The 21,844-nt window shown below is 46.5% G+C and carries 22 protein-coding genes and 2 pseudogenes; 16 read left to right on the top strand and 8 right to left on the bottom strand.

Annotated elements, in window-relative coordinates; translation table 11 throughout:
* Positions 1–317: 317 nt before the first annotated feature.
* Positions 318–1,016 carry a nuclease-related domain-containing protein gene (locus tag AC58UU_RS37375; RefSeq protein ID WP_497322497.1) on the top strand — a complete coding sequence of 233 codons (699 nt, stop codon included), beginning with the start codon at positions 318–320 and terminating at the stop codon, positions 1,014–1,016.
* A 158-nt stretch (positions 1,017–1,174) separates the two neighbouring features.
* Here AC58UU_RS37375 and AC58UU_RS37380 read toward each other — a convergent pair whose 3' ends face one another.
* Together AC58UU_RS37380 and AC58UU_RS37385 are read right to left on the bottom strand one after the other, a co-directional pair.
* Entirely contained in the window at positions 1,175–1,936 is a 762-nt protein-coding gene (locus tag AC58UU_RS37380; RefSeq protein WP_497322498.1) for a ThiF family adenylyltransferase, read from the bottom strand.
* A complete protein-coding gene (locus AC58UU_RS37385; RefSeq protein WP_497322499.1) occupies positions 1,933–2,547 on the bottom strand; it encodes an N-acyl amino acid synthase FeeM domain-containing protein in 615 nt (204 codons plus the stop codon). Before AC58UU_RS37385 ends, AC58UU_RS37380 begins: the two co-directional genes overlap by 4 nt.
* Positions 2,548–2,741: 194 nt before the next feature.
* On the opposite strand from AC58UU_RS37385, the gene AC58UU_RS37390 reads away from it, so the two are divergent.
* Entirely contained in the window at positions 2,742–3,953 is a 1,212-nt protein-coding gene (locus tag AC58UU_RS37390; RefSeq protein ID WP_497322500.1) for an HD-GYP domain-containing protein, read from the top strand.
* Between the two features lie 95 nt (positions 3,954–4,048).
* Here AC58UU_RS37390 and AC58UU_RS37395 read toward each other — a convergent pair.
* Positions 4,049–4,222 (bottom strand): annotated as a pseudogene (locus AC58UU_RS37395) (helix-turn-helix domain-containing protein); the annotation flags it as partial.
* Between the two features lie 347 nt (positions 4,223–4,569).
* Positions 4,570–5,253 (bottom strand): YHYH domain-containing protein, encoded by a 684-nt coding sequence (locus AC58UU_RS37400; RefSeq protein WP_497322501.1) that lies wholly within the window; start codon positions 5,251–5,253, stop codon positions 4,570–4,572.
* A 355-nt stretch (positions 5,254–5,608) separates the two neighbouring features.
* Here AC58UU_RS37400 and AC58UU_RS37405 point away from each other — a divergent pair, with 355 nt between their 5' ends.
* Positions 5,609–5,851 carry a DUF2357 domain-containing protein gene (locus AC58UU_RS37405; protein ID WP_497322542.1) on the top strand — a complete coding sequence of 81 codons (243 nt, stop codon included), beginning with the start codon at positions 5,609–5,611 and terminating at the stop codon, positions 5,849–5,851.
* Positions 5,852–5,946: 95 nt separating this feature from the next.
* On the opposite strand, the gene AC58UU_RS37410 is transcribed toward AC58UU_RS37405, so the two are convergent.
* Complete coding sequence (locus AC58UU_RS37410; protein WP_497322503.1) at positions 5,947–7,788, bottom strand: putative phage tail protein; 1,842 nt, start codon at positions 7,786–7,788, stop codon at positions 5,947–5,949.
* 327 nt (positions 7,789–8,115) lie between these two features.
* On the opposite strand from AC58UU_RS37410, the gene AC58UU_RS37415 reads away from it, so the two are divergent.
* The 12 genes and pseudogenes from AC58UU_RS37415 to AC58UU_RS37470 all read left to right on the top strand — a co-directional run bounded on the left by AC58UU_RS37415 (position 8,116) and on the right by AC58UU_RS37470 (position 18,658).
* A complete protein-coding gene (locus tag AC58UU_RS37415; RefSeq protein ID WP_497322504.1) occupies positions 8,116–8,877 on the top strand; it encodes a DeoR/GlpR family DNA-binding transcription regulator in 762 nt (253 codons plus the stop codon).
* Positions 8,878–8,945: 68 nt separating this feature from the next.
* Positions 8,946–10,016: a zinc-binding dehydrogenase gene (locus AC58UU_RS37420; RefSeq protein ID WP_497322505.1), complete on the top strand. Its 1,071-nt coding sequence runs from the start codon at positions 8,946–8,948 to the stop codon at positions 10,014–10,016.
* Between the two features lie 202 nt (positions 10,017–10,218).
* Positions 10,219–11,814, top strand: coding sequence for a type 2 periplasmic-binding domain-containing protein (locus tag AC58UU_RS37425; RefSeq protein WP_497322506.1), 1,596 nt, complete (start codon positions 10,219–10,221; stop codon positions 11,812–11,814).
* 72 nt (positions 11,815–11,886) lie between these two features.
* Entirely contained in the window at positions 11,887–12,786 is a 900-nt protein-coding gene (locus AC58UU_RS37430; RefSeq protein ID WP_497322507.1) for an ABC transporter permease, read from the top strand.
* A gap of 13 nt (positions 12,787–12,799) precedes the next feature.
* A complete protein-coding gene (locus tag AC58UU_RS37435; RefSeq protein WP_497322508.1) occupies positions 12,800–13,675 on the top strand; it encodes a carbohydrate ABC transporter permease in 876 nt (291 codons plus the stop codon).
* Positions 13,676–13,687: 12 nt separating this feature from the next.
* Positions 13,688–15,205 (top strand): CehA/McbA family metallohydrolase, encoded by a 1,518-nt coding sequence (locus AC58UU_RS37440; RefSeq protein ID WP_497322509.1) that lies wholly within the window; start codon positions 13,688–13,690, stop codon positions 15,203–15,205.
* Between the two features lie 34 nt (positions 15,206–15,239).
* Entirely contained in the window at positions 15,240–16,031 is a 792-nt protein-coding gene (locus AC58UU_RS37445; RefSeq protein WP_497322510.1) for a sugar phosphate isomerase/epimerase family protein, read from the top strand.
* A gap of 33 nt (positions 16,032–16,064) precedes the next feature.
* A pseudogene (locus AC58UU_RS37450) lies at positions 16,065–16,157 on the top strand (stalk domain-containing protein); the annotation flags it as partial.
* A gap of 281 nt (positions 16,158–16,438) precedes the next feature.
* The gene (locus AC58UU_RS37455; RefSeq protein ID WP_497322512.1) at positions 16,439–17,176 is read left to right on the top strand and encodes a tRNA(His) guanylyltransferase Thg1 family protein; all 738 of its coding nucleotides are present in this window, start codon (positions 16,439–16,441) and stop codon (positions 17,174–17,176) included.
* A 2-nt stretch (positions 17,177–17,178) separates the two neighbouring features.
* Positions 17,179–17,616, top strand: a complete 438-nt coding sequence (locus tag AC58UU_RS37460; protein ID WP_497322513.1) for an AAA family ATPase — start codon at positions 17,179–17,181, stop codon at positions 17,614–17,616.
* 29 nt (positions 17,617–17,645) lie between these two features.
* Positions 17,646–17,957, top strand: coding sequence for a DUF1806 family protein (locus AC58UU_RS37465; protein WP_056830839.1), 312 nt, complete (start codon positions 17,646–17,648; stop codon positions 17,955–17,957).
* The gene (locus AC58UU_RS37470; protein WP_497322514.1) at positions 17,954–18,658 is read left to right on the top strand and encodes a PIG-L family deacetylase; all 705 of its coding nucleotides are present in this window, start codon (positions 17,954–17,956) and stop codon (positions 18,656–18,658) included. The genes AC58UU_RS37465 and AC58UU_RS37470 overlap by 4 nt, the downstream gene beginning before the upstream one ends.
* Before the next feature lie 13 nt (positions 18,659–18,671).
* On the opposite strand, the gene AC58UU_RS37475 is transcribed toward AC58UU_RS37470, so the two are convergent.
* On the bottom strand, positions 18,672–19,832 hold the full coding sequence (locus AC58UU_RS37475) for an acyl-CoA dehydrogenase family protein (RefSeq protein WP_497322543.1): 1,161 nt from the start codon (positions 19,830–19,832) through the stop codon (positions 18,672–18,674).
* Between the two features lie 125 nt (positions 19,833–19,957).
* Here AC58UU_RS37475 and AC58UU_RS37480 point away from each other — a divergent pair, with 125 nt between their 5' ends.
* Positions 19,958–20,401 carry a GNAT family protein gene (locus AC58UU_RS37480; protein ID WP_497322516.1) on the top strand — a complete coding sequence of 148 codons (444 nt, stop codon included), beginning with the start codon at positions 19,958–19,960 and terminating at the stop codon, positions 20,399–20,401.
* Between the two features lie 100 nt (positions 20,402–20,501).
* Here AC58UU_RS37480 and AC58UU_RS37485 read toward each other — a convergent pair whose 3' ends face one another.
* Together AC58UU_RS37485 and AC58UU_RS37490 are read right to left on the bottom strand one after the other, a co-directional pair.
* The gene (locus AC58UU_RS37485) at positions 20,502–21,500 is read right to left on the bottom strand and encodes a type I glyceraldehyde-3-phosphate dehydrogenase (RefSeq protein WP_497322517.1); all 999 of its coding nucleotides are present in this window, start codon (positions 21,498–21,500) and stop codon (positions 20,502–20,504) included.
* An 89-nt stretch (positions 21,501–21,589) separates the two neighbouring features.
* The gene (locus AC58UU_RS37490; protein WP_497322519.1) at positions 21,590–21,817 is read right to left on the bottom strand and encodes a DUF896 domain-containing protein; all 228 of its coding nucleotides are present in this window, start codon (positions 21,815–21,817) and stop codon (positions 21,590–21,592) included.
* Between the last annotated feature and the right edge of the window lie 27 nt (positions 21,818–21,844).

The raw sequence follows: 21,844 nt of genomic DNA on the forward strand, positions 1-21,844 counted from the left end.
GGTGAGAAATTGGGGAAATGACTGATTTGTAGCAAGAGTTTATTTATGCAATGAACGGTGAAACGGTGCATGCGGGGGTGTTTTTTAGCAGGGGTTTATTCATTTTGAACAAGAGGAGCTTAAAGATTGGCGGGAGAAGCGGCGTGTGGGTAGAGTGAAGGTAACGCTGGATCGGGAGCATTTGGATTTGGGTAGTTCGGTTTTGGGGATTGGGTTGGAATAGATATCCAATCGAAAGAGAATTTAGAGTGCTAATTAATTAAGCCCAGAAGATTTAGCTATTTTTTTATAAAAGTATGATTGACGAGAGGGTACATATGTTTAAAAAAATACTAGAGTTCTTTAGAAAATCTCCAGCAAAAGAAACTAAAGAGAAGATCACAGAAGCTAAAAAAAGTGTGAAACCAGTTAGGAAGATTGAACCTGCCCGAATAGGCGAATTAGGTGAGCACAAAATTAACATTCAGCTAGACCAACTTCCTAAGGATTGCAAATATCTGAGTGATATTTTGATTGCAAATTCTAAATCAAAAACGGGATATTCACAGGTCGATCATCTAGTCATTACTCCATATGGTTTATTCGTTATTGAAACTAAAAATTATAATGGTGAAATTAAAGGAAACAAGAATGATAGGTACTGGTCAGTAAGTAATAGATTTAAAATGTATAACCCGTTTTTTCAGAATTATGGTCACATAAAAGCTTTGGAACACATATTACATGAATTTAAAACATTAACCTTTATATCAATGATTTCTTTTACGATGCGCTGCAGATTCAGTGTAGATCCTGAACTTAGAAAAATTCATTCCAATGATTTAATTGTTTACGATGTGGAGCTATCCGAGTTCATCCAAAGGAAATTATTAAGGTTAAAAGCTGAATCTCCTGAACCAAAACTTAACGACAATGCAATCATCCGAATATATGAAACAATTCAAAAGGCTAATATAGTAGATCCCGTTATTAGGAATGAACATATTGAAAGAGCAAAGACTTCATCTGGCAAATAAAATCTCGAGAATATTGATCATAACTCCGGAAAATGCTTGAGATGCTTACTCTCGCAAGCTTTTTTTCATCAACAAGGGTATTAATAAACTCCGCCAGCTTCCAAATCGAGCAGGCGGAGTTTACTTTTTTATCCAAAAATCTATCGGGCTTGGCGAGTTTATAATTCAAACTGTAATTCAAATTTCTCTGGTACGATGACAGGCTCTTTTCTGTTTAGAAGATGAAGAACTAGATGAGATACTAACACGCCAGGACCTAGTGCTTGTCCTACACTAATAGTAGGGATCGTTTTTGCTTGGATCCATTTTAGAATTTTATCTGGAGTTGCATAGGCCGGGAGAGAACTGGTGTAGTTTCCAGCCGGGAAGGTGATTTCATTAAGCTTCTCGGGCGAAAGGCCATCCGGTAAGCCCAAATACTGTTCTAGTGACATCCCCGTGGGTGAAAATGTTAAAACCGATGTACCAAAGCCAAGCGCTACCGCAGTAATGATGTATAGATGTTCTTTTCTTGCTGCCTGGTGCATGAACAATGACGTAGGAAACTCAAAATAATCGATGGCATCGATGACATAATCGGAGCCATGAATGAATTGTTGAACATTCTCCTTAGTAACGCCTGATTGGTATTCTTCTACAATAAGTTCAGGATTTATTTTTAATAAGTGATCCCGTAAAGCTAGAACCTTGGACTTCCCAACGGATTCATAGGTAGCTGCACATTGCCTGTTAATATTGGAGATATCAAAAACATCGGGGTCAGCGAGCTTTACCTTTCCTATACCCATTCGGACTAGTAATTCTGCCGAAAATCCGCCTATACAACCGCATCCGGCAATAGAAATTGTACTATTTTGAAGAATATTGATTTCCTCTTCAGACATAATCCCTAAATTACGGCTAAATTGTTCTTTTATCATTGTACCACCTCGTTAGTTTTATAAGAATTTTCTGATAAATAATTATATAGAGTAGGCCGATAAACTTCTAGTGTGTTTAAACATTCTGTTAGATTTAATAAGCATGGAATACTAGTTGAGCCAAGGTATAATTTGGGTGCTCCTACAACTTTGAAAGGGAATTTGAACATGCGGTGCATATAATTATAGACTCTCTCATCAATGCAGCATATCCAGTGGGTGATTCCTGTATGCTGAGAATATTGTAGAACAGTTCGGATCAGTCCCATTCCGACATCATGTTGAGGAAGCTTCGTAAATGCACTGATTTCCGCGTATCGATTTCGATCCATTTGCATTAATTTGGCTTTTTCGAGATCATATAACGAAAAGTATTTCATGGTCGGCAATTCTTCTAATTTCTCAAAAATAAGGCGTGTTACTCCGACAATCTTCTTCTCCGTTATCGATTCTGCGACAAAATAGTTAGAATTAGTTTCATAGGGATCCTTATCGTCTTTTCCAAAAAAACCCACCTCCTGGTATCTTTGATGATGAAGCAGAATAGCGTTATCTCTTTCTTTACCAAAAGCTTCATAAAAACTGTAGTTGTAGCTCAAATTATTGCTCATAAAATAACACTCCTTTTTATTTTTTCTCTTTAATTATAGAAGAATGTCGTAATTTATTTGGAATAATCATTTTATGATACAAATTGTATCATTACTAGTTCTTTTTTACTATAGGAAGTTAAGATTCCATAGTTTATCATTATTAAAAATGATACAATGAAGTTCAAATAAATCATTTGGGATGGACTTTCTATATGGGGAATGCCGAGCAAAATAGACTACTTTTGTCCTTTTACAAAATTCATCAAGGCAACCTAAATAACAACATTTTACAAGTTGGTTTTGTATATTTAATCTTAAGTATTACTTGGAATTATCTTTTTAGGGTTATGCACTTGCCTTACTCAAGAGCAAATATTGGGGTTTTATTACTTTGTCTAGTAATTTGCGTTATTACGTATTCATTAAATAAATTTTCTAAACTTCCTGTATCAGTATTGAAACATATAACTTTATGCTTTGTTTGTTTTGTAGTCATATGTTTATATTTTGGTTCGGGTTATAGGGAAGCATGGAGTTTTTTCCTTTTGATACCTTTAATATCTGCACTATATGGCGATATTATTTCTTTATTGATATATTCCGTTCTTGGGTTAGTCAGCATGATTACTCTCGATTTATACTTTCCCTTGATTCCAAATACCACCTTTGATTCTATTGATCTCTCGAACCGAATTCTTCTTTACATCATTCTTGCAACTTTCAGTCATATCCTATACAAAAAACTACTTGGTCTTTATTTAAATTTGGTTTCGATTATATCTAAATCTGCTGATGAATCAATTGAACAAGTTGTTAAAACGTTTATCGTTTCTGTTGAAGCTAAAGATACATATACTTTTGGTCATAGTGAGAGAGTCAGTAATTACGCTGTTGACCTTGCGAGTAAACTGCCTGAGTATCAGCAAGAACCTAAAAAACTGCACTCACTTAAAATGATGGGGCTTCTCCACGACATAGGGAAAATAAATATATCAGAGACAATCCTTACAAAGCCATCGAAGCTTACAGATGAAGAGTATGAAATTATTAAGACCCATACGGTTGTGGGAGCAAAAATGGTAGAAAAGATATCGGTCTTAGGAACATTAAGAGAGGGCGTACTGTATCATCATGAAAGGTGGGATGGGCTAGGTTATCCTAGTGGCATAAAAGGGGAGGAGATTCCGTTAGAAGCACGAATTCTTGCAATTGCAGATGCGTTTGATGCGATGACTTCAAATCGTGCTTATCGGGATGCTATGTCTACAAATCAAGCTTTCCAACGCTTAATAGAAGGTAAAGGGACATTTTATGATCCTAGACTTATTGATGTACTAACTCCGCATCAATTATCTTGGTTAAAACTATTTAAACAATTAAACAACGAGATTGATGAATTTGAAACATTAATGAACCTAATTTAATATTTCCATTTTATTTCTCACATACCGTACATGTTTAATAAATATTATAAATAAAAACCTAGAAGCTGTAGCTTCTAGGTTTTCTTGTTTTCATTCTAGTCTAACTCGCCATCCTCATTATCATCCTCAACAAGATCAATAATCTCTCGAATATCTTCAATATTCAGAGCTTCCGCAATTCTAACAATATGACTGAAATTCACGTTTTCCCTTTTTCCATTAGATAATTCACTTAATGCTGCATGTCTCACATCAGATAATCTAGATAGTTATCAAATACAACGAATTCGTAGCAGAGGAAAATGTTCTCATTCAAAGAATCAGAGTATGCAAAGAGTTTATAGAAGTTATTTTAAAGTATATCTCAGACAAGACAGATTCTATTCATATACTAACAGCAGAAGACATTGTTACCGCGGTTCATACCATGGGTCAGGATTTAGACACCGAATTACTTCATATCAGACTAGAGAAGAGCTTTTTGGAAAATAAGATTAAAAGTTTAGAAGCTAATTGTCAGCTGATTCAAAAAGATAGTTAAATACATAGTAAATAAACCCCATCCTAAGGTAGGTGGGGTTTATTTTAGCTAATAAAACTGCTCGAAGGCAGTCAATTATTTAGAAATATAAAAAGCATTGTTCTCAAGCTTTATTATTAATCCTAACTCATCAACTGCATAGTGCCATGTCATAGGGAAATAGGTAACATCGTTTAATACTAGTAAAGGATACTCCTCAGAGCCATTGTCAACCCAGCTGTCGTTTACATAGATATTAAAATCTGGTTCTTTAGCATACAGGTTTGTTTGCGTGGAGCCGTAGTCAAATTCAAGTTTACCAGCTTTGTTAGAAGTTTTTCGAATTACAAATCCAGTATCTGCATCCCATACTGTTTCTAAAGCAAGTGCTTGAGTAAACTTAAAGGTCATTGGAAAATAAGTAATATCCTTATACGATATGACGGGGTATTTTAGGGATGAATTTGGTACTGAAGTACCATTCACGTAAATACTGTATGTCGGTTTTACAACTTTGACATGTCCACTTGGAATAGTTTCTACTGGGGTTACTGGTGTAGTCTTGGAAGTTGAACCACCAGATGATGAGCCGCTGCTGCCGGATGAAGACCCGCCATTGTGATAGTGATATCCAGAACACAACCCTTTGGCTATGGATTTTGCTGAACAATTATGCCCTCCACTTGAATCTGTTCTACCCGAGTGAGCGTAAACAGACTGCGATAATGTCAATGTTACAATAAATGTTAATAATATTAGTCCGATTTGTCTGAACCTCATTTACCTTTTCACCTCCTAAAATATAGTAGTATTTACCTACGTGATAGTACCAGATATTTCAAGAATGTTCAATTTTTAATAGTATTGTTTGTGTAAACTTGATCAACGAGTGTTTTTTTTATCTTACAAATTAGCCGAAACTTTAAAACTCCATTATGGAATCTAAGCGCAAATTTTGGTTCCAATTGTTGGAGTTATAGGAACGCCATTAGTAATGTATTTGGTACACATCATAAAAAAGAGATAAATATGGCAATGGATTTTGTCGTGCTGGTTATCAGCCGGTATCATATTGCTCGGTCATGGACTTTTGGTTCTATGGCATTTTTTGTACTCTTATTTCTAAGGGAAATATATAGATTATAAGAACGACTATCAGATGATCCTTAACGATGTTAATGAACAGATCTATAATCTTTCCTTCGATTTTTTGCGGAAAACGTACAATCTGACAGGGTTAAAAGAAACGAATCATCAGAGTTTGACGGAGTATTTTACGATTTTGCAGCATGTATTCACGCAGCTTGTGCAAGCTGTTGAGCGAATCAAGCTATCGCCACATTCTAAGCTTCAAAGCGAGAATCGTCTGGTAGCGTAGTTTTTTCATCTGTCTACTTGACAGGGGTATGTAGGTTTTGAACAAAAGAATGGAGGGCATCAGCCCTCCATTTTGTTTTTGTGGACCGTGCCTGACTACGCCAAATCCACGTATGACGTATTCGTTGAGGCGGACAGGTCCTGCAGGTTGCCGCTCATTGCCCCGCAGCGAAGATCGTTCTGCAAACGCGTCAGCAGTTTGACGGTTGCGGCGACGTTTAACCCGTAGCGCAGCTTCTTTTTGCCGGATTCGGTGCGCAAGACGTTGCCGATGACCCGGGCTTCCGCACACGTTGCTGTAAGCGCGATGCCGTCGTAGGTACTGTCTCCGTTCTGTCCGGCATTCGTGATCGAGTTGTCTGCGATGACGGTCAGTTTTGCATTGTTCGCTTGGATGCCGTTGAAGTTCGTATCCCGGATGATGTTATCCGTGACGATGACATTGCTGCTGTCCGTTATATAAATGCCGTTCTTTTTAACGCTTTCGATAATGTTGCCGGTGACAATGCAGTGATTGCAGCGCACACTGATTCCTTGGCCATCCAGATTCCTGAATATATTGTTAGCGATAATGATTTTCTCGCCGCAGCCTTCCGGAAACCCTTCGACATAAATGCCGTTATTGGAGGCGGTATCGATGATGTTATGCTCGATGATGATCGTGCTGGCCGGCTGAACCGGATGGAATACGCCGTTGTCGTCCTTGGAGGAGGCAGAAGTTGCCGATGGCGTGGAAACGAAAATGCCACCGTTCACCATCTTCAAATGGTTGCCAGCAATGACTGATTTTCTCCACTTGAATGGACGGATCGCCCAGTAGGTCGACTTCTCCATCACATTGTCCCGGACGATGATGTGATCGAAATAGGCGTCGGGATATGCGCCGTGCGCTCCTACGCCGCAAGGCCACGGAACGGTACCGGGCGTACCGCTCGGTCCGAAATAGCAGTCCTTCACTGTAACGTGATGGGTGGGTGTATGGTCGGCCGTTTGGCCTGCGAATCCCGCTATCAATGCTGGTTCGAGCTGAATAGCCTCGACGTAGGTTTGGGTCGTAAACATGCAGCCGATAAATTTGCAGCGCTCGATCAGCACATGACGTAGGCCGGTCAGCTCTGCAGCATGTCCGCTTTGCGTATCCTTGATTGTCAAGTTCCTGAGCGTAATGTACTCTGCGTGAGCAAGCGCAATGCCGTTGCAAACCCGGGGCTGCTTGGTCGCGTTGCAGTCGAGTATGCCGCCTTCGATCGTAATATTGCCGTTGCCGCCATATTCGTAGAAAATATCGTCCTTCCGGTAGTTGCGGATGACGTTGCCATCGTGGCCGCGGAAAATGACCGTTTGTGCATCCATTTTCAGATGGGTGTTTTTGAATATGTACAGCTCCGCCGTCATTCGGTAGGTACCCGCAGGAACGATCACGTTCGCGGCAGGCCAGCGAAGCGCTTCATTTAGAGCTGACTGCAGGGCGAGCGTATCGTCTGCCGTGCCGTCTCCTTTGGCGCCGTACCATCTGACGTTGACGGTATAAGCGTCGACCGAGCGTTTGTATCTTGCGCCTGAAACGCTTACGAGAACGGTACCGGTATTGTCCGCGGTTTGCATATCGGCTTGGTCGTAGTAGAAAAAGCCTTCTTGCTCCTGGTCAGTGACGTAGTAAGCGAAGGAAGTGGACGGTTGATCGTTCAATCTGAGTTCGGCAATCGTAGTAGGAATACAATAGGATAAGTTCATCAAATCTTTCGGTATCAGAGAAGGCTTGCCGGATTTTCCATAAGTGGCCTCCGTCACGCTTTCCGCTTGGGCGCTGTCGCCTCTCCCGTAAGCTGCCAAGACTGCGGTCGCGCCGGCCATCCCCATCGCTGCGAGCAGCTTTCTTCTGCTAATCGAACGATTTGCTGCGGGTTCTGGTTGTGGAGAATGGACTTCATTGCTCATTCCTCAACTACCTCCTCAGTATAATTTGCGCGAAAAAGTATAATATTTACTCATTTTGGCGCGTAGATACGAATATAATGTTAATATTATGCGCGTTTATTTGTCAATACTTCCCTGTTAATCTTCGGTTTAAATGTTTGTAAAGCTTGCATAAATGAGTGTAAGTATTTGATTTATAAAGGAATTGTAAACATTTCTGCGAACTTTCAATGTGGAAAAAAGTTATTGACACTGCTTTTTCCCTAAGCTAATCTAATGTTAACAAACGAACAAAAATGAGTGTAAATGAACAATGGCTCGATTTAATGCGCAAAGGAGCAAAAACCGATGTTGGCTGTCGAACGTAAAATGCGCATCATAGAATTCGTTAAACAGAAGAGGGTTGCAACAGTAGCGGATCTGGCAAAGGAATTTCAAGTTCATGAGGCGACAATCAGAAGGGATCTTGCGGAGATCGAGCTTGAAGGGCTGCTCCGGAGAACGCACGGAGGGGTCGTGGTCGATCAAGGGGCGAATATAGAAGCCTCCTTCTCGGAAAGAGCCTATGAACAAGTCGACCAAAAGCAGCGGATCGGGAAAGCGGCGGCTGCCTTAATCGAGGATGGCGATCATGTCATTCTGGACTCGGGAACGACAACCATGCACATCGCCCAGTACCTCCAAAATCGGTCGCGGATTACCGTCGTGACGAACGACATCAACATTGCCGCGGAGCTGCGGGACGCGCCGGGCATTACCGTCATCGTAACGGGAGGGCTATTGTATCACTCCAGCTTCATGCTGAACGGGATGTTCACCGACCATGCGCTTGGCACGCTCCATGTGCAGAAAGCGTTTATCGGGACGCCGGCGATCCATCCCAAATTCGGGCTTACGCATCCGGAAGCCCAGCTCGTGCCGACCAAGCAAGGCATGATCAGAGCAGCGCAGGAAATTATCGTCGTAGCGGACGATACGAAGATCGGCAAAGTGTCGCTGCACAAGGTTGTGCCAATCGGCTCGGTGCATCAGTTCATTACGGGGGTCGAGTCTTCAGATGCGCAAGTAAAAGCGTTCCGCGATGAGGGAGTAAAGGTCGTGGCGGTGTAAGGCAAGGATGATTTCCTCGGGCGGCATGAGAGGAGGTGATATAGTTGCTTGAGGAAGGAAATAATGCCGTGCGATCCCGGGCCTATCGGCTGATTAAATCCGGGGTAGTAGAGGAGACAATACTGGAGCATCCGGTTCCGAAAGGCCATGTTGTCATAGAACCTGCGCTGGGCAGCATCTGCCACGCGGACTTACGATATTTTACCGGCCAGAGAAGGCAGGAGGCAATGGCGAGCAAGCTGCCGATGGCACTCATCCATGAAGGAATCGGGTACGTCGTTCGCAGTGATACGGCAGAGCTTGTTCCCGGACAGAGGATCGTGATCGTACCGAACGTCCCAGGTTATTTGCTCGACGGGAAGACGGCGGAAACCTGCTGTCCCATTTGTCGGGAGGGACTCGGCAGTACATATTGTACCAGAGGACACTTTCTCGCCAGCGGAACGGACGGCATCGCCCAAAATCGGCTCGTCATACCTGCGGCATGCGCGATTCCGGTACCGGACGAAATTCCTGACGACATCGCGGTGCTGGCCGAGCTGTGCTCCGTTTCTTGCCAAGCGCTGAGCCGGGTAAAAAACCTGCTTTCCAAAAAGCGGGTAGCGGTTTTCGGCGACGGGCCGGTCGGCTTTCTGACCGCAGCGATGCTGCATCATGTTTATGGGCTAAACAGCGACCGGCTTCAAGTATTCGGCGCGATGGAAGAGAAGCTGAACGAGTTTTCGTTTGCCAGTAGGGCGATGGTGCAAAATTATGATTTCGGTAACGGAGCGGGCGTTGACATTGCGGTGGAATGCACGGGCGGACGCTTTAGCGAAAGTGCGGTTAACCAGGCGATCGAGCTGCTCAATCCGGGAGGCGTCCTTTTGCTGATGGGCGTTACCGAGGAGCGCGTTCCGATCAATACGCGGGATGTTCTGGAGAAAGGGATTACGTTAATCGGCAGCAGCCGGAGCTCTTCGGAGGATTTCATCCAAGTATTGAACGCTATGCGGAATCCGGCTTGCCAGGCTACGCTGCGGCAGCTGCTGCCAGAGCAGTGGCACCGGGTATCGGCAGTCGAGCATTTTGTTGAAGCCATGAACGAGGCTAGCGCCCATCGTCAGTGGAAAAAAACGGTACTGGCGTTTCAATGGTAAGCAACCAATGAAACAGCACAGTACCCAAGAGAAAAAAGAATATGCACTTATATTGTACACGATAGAGAGAAAATTTGAAACACTGTTGAAAACATGTGACTCCAGATGTCACATGTTTTCGCGGGCAACGAAGAAAGCGCTTTATTTTTATTAAGATTTTGTAAAGGTTATTGAAAGAAAGATGAAAATGGGAGGATTCAAAGTGGCTTACAAAGCGAAGAAAACGATAACGACATCGGTTGTGACGGTTATACTTTCGAGTATCGTCTTGGCGGCATGCGGGAACAGCTCCGACAAACCCGCCGATTCTGGGGGAGGAGCCGCAAGCACCAAACCCGTAAACAAGGACATCAAGGTGCTGTTATCCCATAATAACTCGGGATTCGCCTCCAAAGGCCCGGACGACAAGAAAACCAAGTATTACCAAGAGCTGAGCAAGTTGTCCGGGTATAATGTCAGCTATGAATTCCTGGGCCATGACATCGATTTCCGCCAGCAGCTGGCGCTTCGTTTCGCGTCCGGCGAGCTGCCCGATCTGGTCAGAACCGCCAGCGTTGACTGGGAAGTGCATCAGGGGGCCGTCGACCGCGGCGTATTTCTTGATCTAGGACCGCTGATCGACAAGTACGCGCCTAACCTGAAGAAGAAAATTCCGGAGGCTGCCTGGAAAAGCCCGAAGGTAACCAAAAACGGCAAAATATACGGCATCCCGGTACTGAACGGCGCTGCGGCCGACCGGATCATGTTCTACCGCCAGGACTTCCTCGACAAGGTGAATATGTCCGTGCCGAAGACGCTGGACGAATTCTTGAAATTCGCCGAGGCGGTCAAAACGACCGACGTCAACAACGACGGCATCCCGAACAATACGTGGGCGCTTTCCTTGACGGACGGTATGTCGTGGAACGATGTGTTCACCGGCTCCTTCGGCCTCAGACCGGGGACGTGGCATATACGGAACGGCAAGCTGGAGCCGGATATCATCCAGCCGCAAATGAAGGAAGCGATCGCGTTCTACAAGCAGCTTTATGACAAAGGCTACATCGAGAAGGACTTTATTACGAAGAAGCAGGGCGACCGCGGTACGGACATCGCCAAAGGCACTGTCGCCGCGTGGGGAGCCGCAACGTATCAATACGCCGCCGTCGCGGCGCAGGAGTTCACGAACCAGCCTAAAGGCGCCATCACGATGGCCGTTCCGCCGAAGGGGCCGCGCGGGGAAAATTTCTTGCAGGCCGAGACGGATCAGGTCTACTTCGTATGGACCATTCCGGCGACAACGAAAAATCCGGAGGAAGTCATCAAGTTCCTCGAGTGGGCTTGGAGCTCGCCGGAAGCCGACAAGTTTTTCGCTTACGGCATCAAGGATTTCAACTACACGGAAGAGAACGGCCAGATCAAATTCGATCCGAAGGGGCCGAACAACTCTCAGCTCAACGAGAAAGAGTTTTTCCAGCTCTCGATCAACGTCCGCGAGAACGGCTTGAACAATCCGCTTGCGCTTAAGGTGCTGCCGAACAGCGATAAAATTTTGAAGGGCTATGACGACGCCAAATCGGTTCTCATGAAGAACGATGCGATGTATATGCCGCCGCTCAAGGCAATGGACGGCCGTCCTGAGCTGAACCCCGGGTTTGTGGCGGGCAGCTTGTTCTACGACTGGTTCGCCAAGATGGTCGTCGGCAAGGAAGATTTGGACAAAGGCTTCGACACCTTCGTTGCCGAGTGGAAGAAACGCGGTGGTGACGCGGCTATCAAAGAAGCGACAGACTGGTACAACAGCTTCAACAAGAAATAAGGTGAAATAAAGGAATGGGCCCTCCGGCGAACGCAGGCAAAGGGCCCTTTTCTTCAGAAGGGAGACTTCCGTTTGTTCCGAAAAGCCAAATCTCGGGATGCGATCGTGCTGCTGCTGCTTGCGCTGCCGGCGCTTGCCCATTTTCTTATTTTCAAATACATCCCTTTGGCGGGCAATGTCATTGCATTCCAGGACTATAACATATTCGCAGGCGTATTCGAAAGCAAATGGGTCGGCTTTAAGCACTTCCAATTCATGTTTCAGTATGCCGAATTCAAGACAGTGCTGAAAAACTCGCTGAAATTCGGCCTGTATTCCATTCTCTTCGGCTTTCCGGCCCCACTGCTTTTGGCCATGCTGCTGAACGAAATCCGCAAAAGCTGGTTCAAGCGCATGACGCAAACGCTGGTGTATTTGCCGCACTTTTTGTCGTGGGTCATCGTAGGCGGCATTTTCACCGAGCTGCTTGCCAATGAAGGAGTCATCAATCGGGCGCTGGGCCTGTTCGGCATGGAGCCTGTCTCTTTCCTGACGGAGCCCCATTATTTCATGGGGATGGTGGTCGGCCTCGGCATCTGGAAGGAAGTAGGCTGGTCGATGATTATTTATTTGGCGGCGCTCTCCGGCATTAATCCGAATCTGTACGAGGCGGCGATGGTGGACGGGGCTGGGCGCTTCAAGCAAGCCTGGCATATTACGCTTCCCTCGATCATGCCCGCCATCATCGTACTGCTGCTGCTGCGGATCGGCCACGTCCTCGATGCCAACGTCGAGCAAATTTTGTTCTTCCTTAATCCGCTCAACCGGGAAGCAGGCGAAGTATTCGATACGTATGTGTACCGCGTCGGGTTGATGGGCAGCCAATACAGCTATACGACAGCGATCGGATTGTTTAAGGCGTTTGTCGGCATCATTCTCGTCGTCGGTCTGAACACGCTTAGCCGCAAAACGACCGGGGAAAGTATTTACTAGGAGGATACGCATAATGAAGATTCAACGCTCGGAGAAATGGTTTCAATGGGTGAACGCCGCCTTTTTCACCGCGTTGTGTTTTACGATGGTCTCCCCCCTGATTCATCTGCTATCCGTTTCGCTCAGCGATCCGAAATTTGCTAACAACAAATTGGTCGTGCTATGGCCAAAAGGGTTTCAGATGAACGTATACGAATCGCTCCTGCACATGAAAACCATGTGGCGGGCGATGGGGGTGAGCCTCTATATCACGATATTGGGGACGCTGCTTTGCCTGATTATGACTTCAGCGCTTGCCTACGCTCTTACGCGCCCGGCGATGCCGGGACGGAAGCTGCTGCTGAAGCTGATACTGGTCACGTTTATCTTTCCGGTGCCGCTTATTCCGAGCTATTTGATGGTCAAGGAACTAGGCATGATCAACTCGCTCTGGTCTCTCATCATTCCCGGAGCGGTGGGAGCATATAACGTATTCATTATGAAAACGTTCTTCCAGGGCATATCGTCCGAGCTCGTCGAAGCGATGAAAATAGACGGCAGCGGAGAAGCCGGCATCTACACCAGGCTCGTGCTGCCGTTATCCGGGCCGGTTCTCGCGACAATTGCACTTTTCCATTCCGTGGGGACGTGGAACAGCTATTTCGGAGCCATGATTTATCTTCGCTCGAAGGACCTGTATCCGCTGCAGATGCTGCTCAAAAATATGGTGGCGACGAACGCAGCCGATTCCGGATTGGACAGCATCGCGGTCGATTCCGGCGTGCTGTCCAGCCCCGCGACGATCAAGGCTGCCGCCATTATATTCTCGATGGCGCCGATCGTTCTCGTCTATCCGTTCTTGCAAAAATATTTCGTAAAAGGCGCCATGCTCGGATCGCTGAAGGAATAGGAGGGGTATGAGATGGAGATAGAGCAATCGCCGAAGAATGGCGTGAAAGCGAAATTAAGGGTAGAAGCGCCCGATTCCGCGATTTCGTTCGAGGTGGAGCGGCATGCGGAATGGATGCGGCTGCGATTTGATTACGGGAAGCCCCGGACTTGGCGCCAGCTCGTCGTTCGCGATCCTGCCGGCCGTTTACGCTATATGCACTTTGACGTTGTGGAGCCGCGGAGCGCACTGCTGCATCGGAATGCCGAACTGACGACGGCGACGGCCGTGGCCGGTGATATTATCCCGGGCCGCTGGACGATCGAATTTCTGCGTAATTTCCCGGGGGAGTTCGAACTGGAATGGGTTATCGGAGACGGAGAGGTTCTTGACGAGGCATTCGCCCGGGATGAAGACCGCGAGATTTGGAGCGAAGGCGAAGGGGCCGGACGGAATGGGGACTTGAACCGTTACGACTGGAACGTGTGCAAAGGGACCGGACGCCGCTGGTACAGAGGCGATCTGCACGGTCATACGACGCTGTCCGACGGGTCGCTGTCGCCGCGCGAGATAACGAGGCAGGCGGAAGCGCGGGAGCTGGATTTCTTTTTCGTTACTGAGCATAACGTGTTCCCGTCAAGCTGGCCGAAGGGAAAGCCCTTGGTCATCCCAGGTATGGAGTTTACTTCGTTCGGCAAAGGAGATTGGAACGCTCTCGGCTTGCCCGGCTGGATCGATTGTTGGGGAACGGGTCTTCAGGATGGAGGCATGCATACACAGGAGGGGCAGAACCGGATGATGGAGGAGGCGGCCGCGTTCGGTGCGGTTCGTACGTTCAACCATCCGCTGGCCGGGCGGTTTGCATGGCGGTATCCGGAATCACCGCTCTGTTTCATTGATTTGCTGGAAATATGGAACAGCCCGACGAAGAGGTCGACACCTGGTTTGACCGAGCAGACAATGGTGCTGTGGAATTTGCTGTGGAACGACGGATATCGCGTGCCCGGCGTCGGCGGTTCGGACACGCATCTTCGGCCCGATCAGAGCTACGAAGAGGGTTGCCCGCCGGATACGATCGGTGATCCGGCCAGCTATGTGCTGGCAGACCGGCTGACGCCACAGGACATCTTAAACGGTTTGCGCGCCGGGCATGTGTATGTGTCCCGCGGTCCTGTGCTTGAGGCGTCCATTGAAGCCGGAGGCTGCACGTTTACGTTCGGGGACGATTTGACCGAGGCGCTGGCCGGCACCGATGACGGCATCGTTCGCTATCGGCTGACGGTGACGGACGCCAAGGGAGCGAAGCTGCGCATCATCGAGAACGGCGTCGTTATCGACACACAGCCGATTGAGACGGACTGCTGGGTGCACGATCAAACCTTTTCATGGAAAGGTCTGGTTTACGTGTGGAAAAGATTGGAGATTCGCGATGCGGATGACAAGCTGCTCTGCTTTACGAACCCGATTTCGAGCGGAACGAAGGAGCATGAGCTCCTGACATGGGGGCAGCTGCTGGATAAAGCGGGAATTGCGCTTGATTCGCTCGTATAACTAATTGAATTGAATGAGGGAGGAAGGAAATCTCATGACTGTTTTTATCAATATGTTACCGTATATGAACCGGATCGAAGACTGCAAGGAGCTTCTTGACAGGTGGTCCGGCGGTATAGAAATTTCGATGGACGGGCCGAACTGGCTTGAGCCTATCAATTGGCATGCGGAATTCGGTCGTTTCAGAGGCCGTCCGGGACCGTTAAGCGTGCATTCGCCGATCTGGGAGCTTAATATCGCCTCGGCGCGGTTCGACCTGCTCGCACAATATTCTTGCGATGTGTATAAGGAATGTCTAGCCTGGTCAGCGCATATCGGGGCCGAGCAAATGGTTCTGCATCCGAGTTTGTATTCCACACCGCTATTTTTGCGGAAGCAATCCCAGCAGCGGTCGATCGACAACCTGAAGCGTCTTGGCGACGAGGCACAGAAGCTTGGTATCGACCTCGCTGTGGAAAATGTAGGGTTTCGCGATGGAGCGCTGTTCAATCAGGAAGAGTTTGCCCGCTTGTTCGAAGATATTCCGACGATCACGGCGCTCGTGGATGTGGGGCACGCGCATATCAATGGCTGGAATACGCCGGAGCTCCTTCGCGCATTGGGAGGACGGCTCAGCGCGGTTCACCTTCATGACAATGACGGCATCGACGACTTGCATCAGCCGGTCGGCGAAGGAACGATCGAATGGCAACCGATTTGGGATGCGCTCAAGGAAATGCAGCATCCGTTCCGTTCTATATTGGAGTACCAGTACGATACGCCGGTGGAGACGGTTCTGCAGCATGCGGTGATGGTGGGAAGAAAGCTTGGGATAAATCCTGAATGATTGCTCGGCTTGGGCAGAACAACTCGGTGATCGTTGCCGGGCACAGAGGCTGGAACTGTTCTAGTACCTATACGACGAATTTTCATTGTTTTGGGAGCCCGGGTTTCTTGGGATGAGAATACGCAAAGCATTATGGCTGAAATAATACACTTTGTAAGTGAAGTCTTTGGCGCAAAAGTAGGTTGGGATGAGAAGGAACGCATGGTTATTATTAATAAACAATACCCGGTCATGGACTTTTGAGTCCATGGCCTTTTTTTATACTTTGATATCCAAGCGGAAGATAACGGTGGCTATTGCCCAAGTAAAGTTGACTACTCGTAGGGCAAAGAGGATCAGGGTTATGATATTCGAGAAATTGGATTAAACTAGTACCATTATCGCCCTCAGGAAAGGAGATAGCAGCAATGAATAAGGATGATTTCGGAAATCGAATGAAGAATTATGAGAATACGTTCCGGCACAGTCTACCGCAGCGTCTACCTGTAATCCTGAGAATTGACGGGTGCCACTTTCACACCTTTACACGGGGGATGGCCAAACCGTTTGATGAGCTGTTAACCAAAGCGTTATGGGAGACCTGTAAGTATCTCGCTCAAAATATGATGGGCTGCAAATTGGTTTACCACCAAAGTGACGAGATTTCGATCCTGCTCACGAATTATGATAAATTGACCACTCAATCGTGGTTCGATAATAACATACAAAAAATGGTGTCTGTGTCTTCATCAATGGCCACGGCTAAGTTCAATGAGGAGATTAGAAAGTATTATCCCGATAAGGAACTGGCGACATTTGACAGCAGAGCATGGGTATTACCGCATGATGAGGTCACGAACTACTTTCTCTGGCGCCAGCAGGATGCGACGAAGAACAGTATTTCTATGGTTTCACAGGTCCACTTCCCGCAAAAAGTACTACAAGGTCTTGATGGAAAACAGCTTCAGGACAAGCTATTCGTGGAAAAGGGAATTAATTGGAATGATCTTCCCGTATGGCAAAAACGAGGGGTTTGCATAACAAAACAGTCCTATTTAAAAGGAGAAGCACAAAGATATAAGTGGGATGTTGATATGGATACTCCGATTTTTTCGCAAAATAGAGAGTATATCAACCAATACGTCTATCTGAATAGGAATGAGTAATTATGGAGTGTGTGATCTTGGTCGGTATTCAAGCTTCAGGCAAATCAACCTTCTTTAAGGAGCGATTTTTCAATTCCCACATCAGACTCAACATGGATATGCTTAAAACCAGGCACAGGGAAAACATATATTTAGCTGCATCCATCCAAGCCAAGCAGCCTTTTGTTGTGGACAACACTAATCCAACGATTGAGGATAGGAGTAAGTATATATCGCTCGCAAAAGAACACAAGTTCCGAGTAGTGGGTTATTACTTTGAACCTGATTTTGCTGAGTCCGTAAAAAGAAATGAAGTGCGTTCAGGGAGAGAAAAAGTACCGGAGGTTGGAATTAAGAGTATAATGAAAAGATTACAGACACCTGGTTTCAGTGAAGGATTTGATATGTTATATCGAGTAAGAACTGAAGATGGGAAGTTTTATGTTGAGGATTTTTATTAAGGAAAACAAAGAAAAGAGAGCCAAGGACGATGATCAAAATAATCAGGTCGAAAGTAGAAGCCGAGCTTCAGGCCTTCGTCGGGACTGACGCTTATATCCACAGCGAAGCAACTTCATTTGTCTTCGTTCGCAATTTTAAGGTCAAGGTTACCCATGTCTTTATAGCGGGGGAAGGCCCTTTTCGTGCCGCTCTGCGATTCGATGGGCATGGCTGGCTGCGAATGGAGGCGCTCACGCATTATGAGGTAGATGGGAATGGTCGTCTTTTGCTGGCCGGCTATGATGACAGAGGTCGGATGAATGTTGCTCTGCACTTGGGAAAGGAGCCGTTTCCAGAATGAACAATATCGATAAAGCCAAAAAGCTGCTCGCGGTGTTTGCCCATCCTGACGACGAGTCGTTTATTTGTGGAGGTACTCTCGCAAAATACGCTAGCGAAGGGGTCGACATTACGCTGGTGAGCGCCACACGGGGTGAAATGGGACGACGCATGGGCAATCCACCCTATCTCAACCGGGAATCGATGGCGGCTGCCCGCGAAATGGAACTACGGAAAGCCTGTGAGTGCCTGGGCATCCAGCAGCTCCTATTTTTGGATATCCGCGACAAAACAGTTGAGTTTGCGGATGAAGTTAGCCTGACAGCACGGATTGCGGCTCTCATTAACGAAGTGGATCCCGATGTCGTGCTTACGTTTCACGAAACGCTGGGTGGACACCCAGATCATTGCGCAATTGGAAAAGCGACGATGGCCGCTTTTCAACGAACAGGACATAGGGGTGCTTTATATTTCATTACGTTCGGCGACGCGATGGAGCGTCCGGAGCGGTTCGGGTATTCCCGTAAGGATGTCATCAAAATCGACGTGCATGCTCATCTGGAAGCAAAGCTCGCCGCTTTTCGGGCCCACCGCTGCCAGACCGAAATCGACGAATGGGTATGGCTGCCCGACCAAGAGGCGCTGGCGAGATTCGGCAAATATGAATACTTTTTGAAGGCGGATAGGGAGGCTCCGGCTCGGGTTCTCGATGATTTGTTTTAGCGTCTCTCTCGGATTACAAGGCTGTCTCGGCTAAAGCAGCTTTAGCCAAGGTATGAAGCACTGTACTATCCATTGGCGGATTATGCAGGCCTGCACGAACATCCCGGTAATACCGTTCTAAAGGCCGATTGCGGGATAAACTCGCGGCACCGACAATTCTCATCGCCAAGTCCACGATTTTGATGGCGTTGTTGGTGGCAACATACTTGGCCAAGCCGAGCTCAGGTTTCAAAGCGGGTCGGTCTTCGTTCTCACGATCCCAGCGATCCGCCGCCGCATAAAGGAGCGAGCGTGCGGTTCGTAATTCGATTTCCATCTCTCCGATCGAATGCTGGACGGAAGGGAGTGCGGCGATCGGTTCGCTCATATGGTTGGGTCGATAGGAGCGGGCAAATTCAAGGGCGTAATCACGTGCCGCCAAGGCAATACCCATGTAACATGCCGGGATATGCAGAAGCCAGCCGCCACCGTCATCCATGCCATTTCCGGAGAGCCTCATGTCTTTGTCCACAAAAACGCCATCCAGCACCACATCGTGGCTTCCGGTCGCGCGCATCCCGAGTGTATCCCAGGTTTCCACCAAGGTCACTCGGTCCGTCCGGTGAATCAGGAAGTCGGCCGTACAGTCTTCATCCGAGATATACGCCGATACCACAAAACGATCGAGGATCGGTGAAAGCGTACTAAACGTTTTGCGTCCCGTAATCCGCCATCCGCCGTCCGTAGGGACCGCTGTCGTTTCGGGCTTTCCGCCCCGGCTGGGACTGCCGGATGCTGCTTCGCTAGCGAAGGTGTTGATCATCGTCCCGTCGCTCACGACGGAACGGCACAAATCGGCAAATATAGCCTCCGGCCATTTCCGGGTTGTCCCAAGATGAAGGATCTGACCGACATGCCAGCCAACGGCCAATGCGGTCGATCCGTCTCCGTAAGCTAGCCTCTCCTGCAGCATGACGAGGGCATAAAGCGAGAGTCCATTCCCGCCGAATTCTTGGGGGACGGTTATCTTTAAGTACCCGGCCTCGCACAGGTCTGCGAAATTCTCAAATGGAAACGATCCCTCTTGGTCATGCCGCGTGGCCCTCCCCGCAAAAAGGGCAGCCAACTCCTCTGCTTTTCTGGCCCAAGCCAACTCTTCTTCGTTGCGAATATATTGATCGATGACTCGATTCATTCCATTACACACTCCTTTCCTTACTTATTATATCAGCTGGCGTATAGGTTCATCATATAGCTCGTTAACATGAACCCATTTTATATTCTCTGGGTACATGTATCAAATTTACATATGTGCTATACATGATTAGCACGATATTAAGTGAATTACAATCTGGCTACCATGCAGGGGAATTGAGTAAGAAGGAAAGCTCGGAATTGCCTAATGATGTATATCTCATTGAAGTTGAAAATACGATGGTGGGTTATGCCGTGGTTTGGGAATACACGAGTGCGAAACAGTTAATTCAGAAAGCGGAGAAAGATTATTTTAACGATGATGAAAAATACTTAGAACAAGACTTCTATATTGATATCAAGAATAAAACAGATTATGTATTTATTGAAGCATTGGATGTACTGAAAGAATTTGAACGGAAGGGCTATGCAGCTTTCTTCATGGATTGGCTTAAACTGAAATACCCTAATAAGAAAATGTATGTTTATTCATTAGAAAAGTCACGTAATTTTTGGTATAAGCAGGGTTTTGAGGTTGTGGGTAATACAGTATGGTTGTCGTATAATTAATTACTTTTGTTCAAGGATTGAAGAGTGGGGGATCATAGAGGTAATAAAGGATCACCTCTATATAAACGGAGGTGATCCTACTTATTCAATGGTAGCAATTTTACTTATTAACCAGATAAGCCGCAACTTCTGCTAATCGCGAAGCGTAACCCCATTCATTATCGTACCAAGTTGCAACGGATAGGATTTCACCCTGCAGTTGGGTCAAAGGAAGGTCAATGATGGAGGAGTGGGGGTCACCGACGATACGAGATGATGCCCATTCACCTTCCAGAACATCAAGAACTCCCTTCAGTTGACCATCTTTGGCAGCACTGCGGAAAATATCATTTACCTGCTGTACCGTACAGGGCTTTTCCGTCACAAGGTTTAATTCAGCAATACTTCCGGTGCGCGTTGGAATCCGGTATGCCTTTCCGGTAATCTGCAAATCATTCCAGATAAATTTAAGGGCTCTTGCAGCTCCTGATGAAGAAGGAATGATATTCTCAGCTGCAGCCCACGAATCTCGGCGATCCTTCATAGGCTGATCAGTTAGCGACTGGGTGTTCGTGTAAGAATGGACGGTGGAGAAGAGACCATACTTAATCCCGAAGTTTTCTTTGACTATTTTGACCACTGGAGCCAATGCGTTGGTCGTACAACTCGCCATACTAATAATTTTATGCTTTTCCGGATCAAAACTATCCAAATTTATCCCTTTCAGCAATACAGCATCACAATCTTCAAGGCTCTTGCTGGGCCCACTAACTAATACTCTATTTGCCCCGCGATCCAAATGGACCTGAGCAACAGCTCGGGTGACAGCTCTGCCTGTACAGTCAATTACCAGATCTACATCTAATTCTTTCCAATTAGGGACTTCCTTTGATGAATCGATAAACTGAATTTCACGTCCACCGATCACCATAATACCTTCTTGTGCCGATACGGCTTCGTGCCAGCGCTTATAATTGGTATCAACTTCGAACAGCGCGGCAAGTGTTGCTGCGTCTTTAATATCGGAGATGGACACGGGAACGAATAGTTGATCCTGTAAAGCCACTCTTAATAATTGTCTGCCAATACGCCCAAATCCAAATATTCCTATTTTACCCATGGTATAACCTCCATTGAATGATAAATATGAATTCCTTACGGGTACGCCTCAATTTTAGCATGTTTTGGTCCATATCACTCAGAAAGCATTTATTTTGCAGCTATTTTGGCCTGTTCTTTTTTTAATCTTTCAGGGGTAACATTATCTCCGTTCGGATCAATAATTGTAGAATTCAAGAGCAAGCTATCTATAGAACCACGAAATATTTGAAGATATTCTTTACGCAGATTGGCTTGTTCTGTTTTTTCAATCTTAGTTAATCCGATTTCTTTCTCTTTTCTTGAAAGCACATTAATTTTATTTAAAATGGTAAGCATAGTGAACCACTCCTTTTATGATTTGCT

Source organism: Paenibacillus sp. JT22N1 (genome assembly GCF_059692155.1).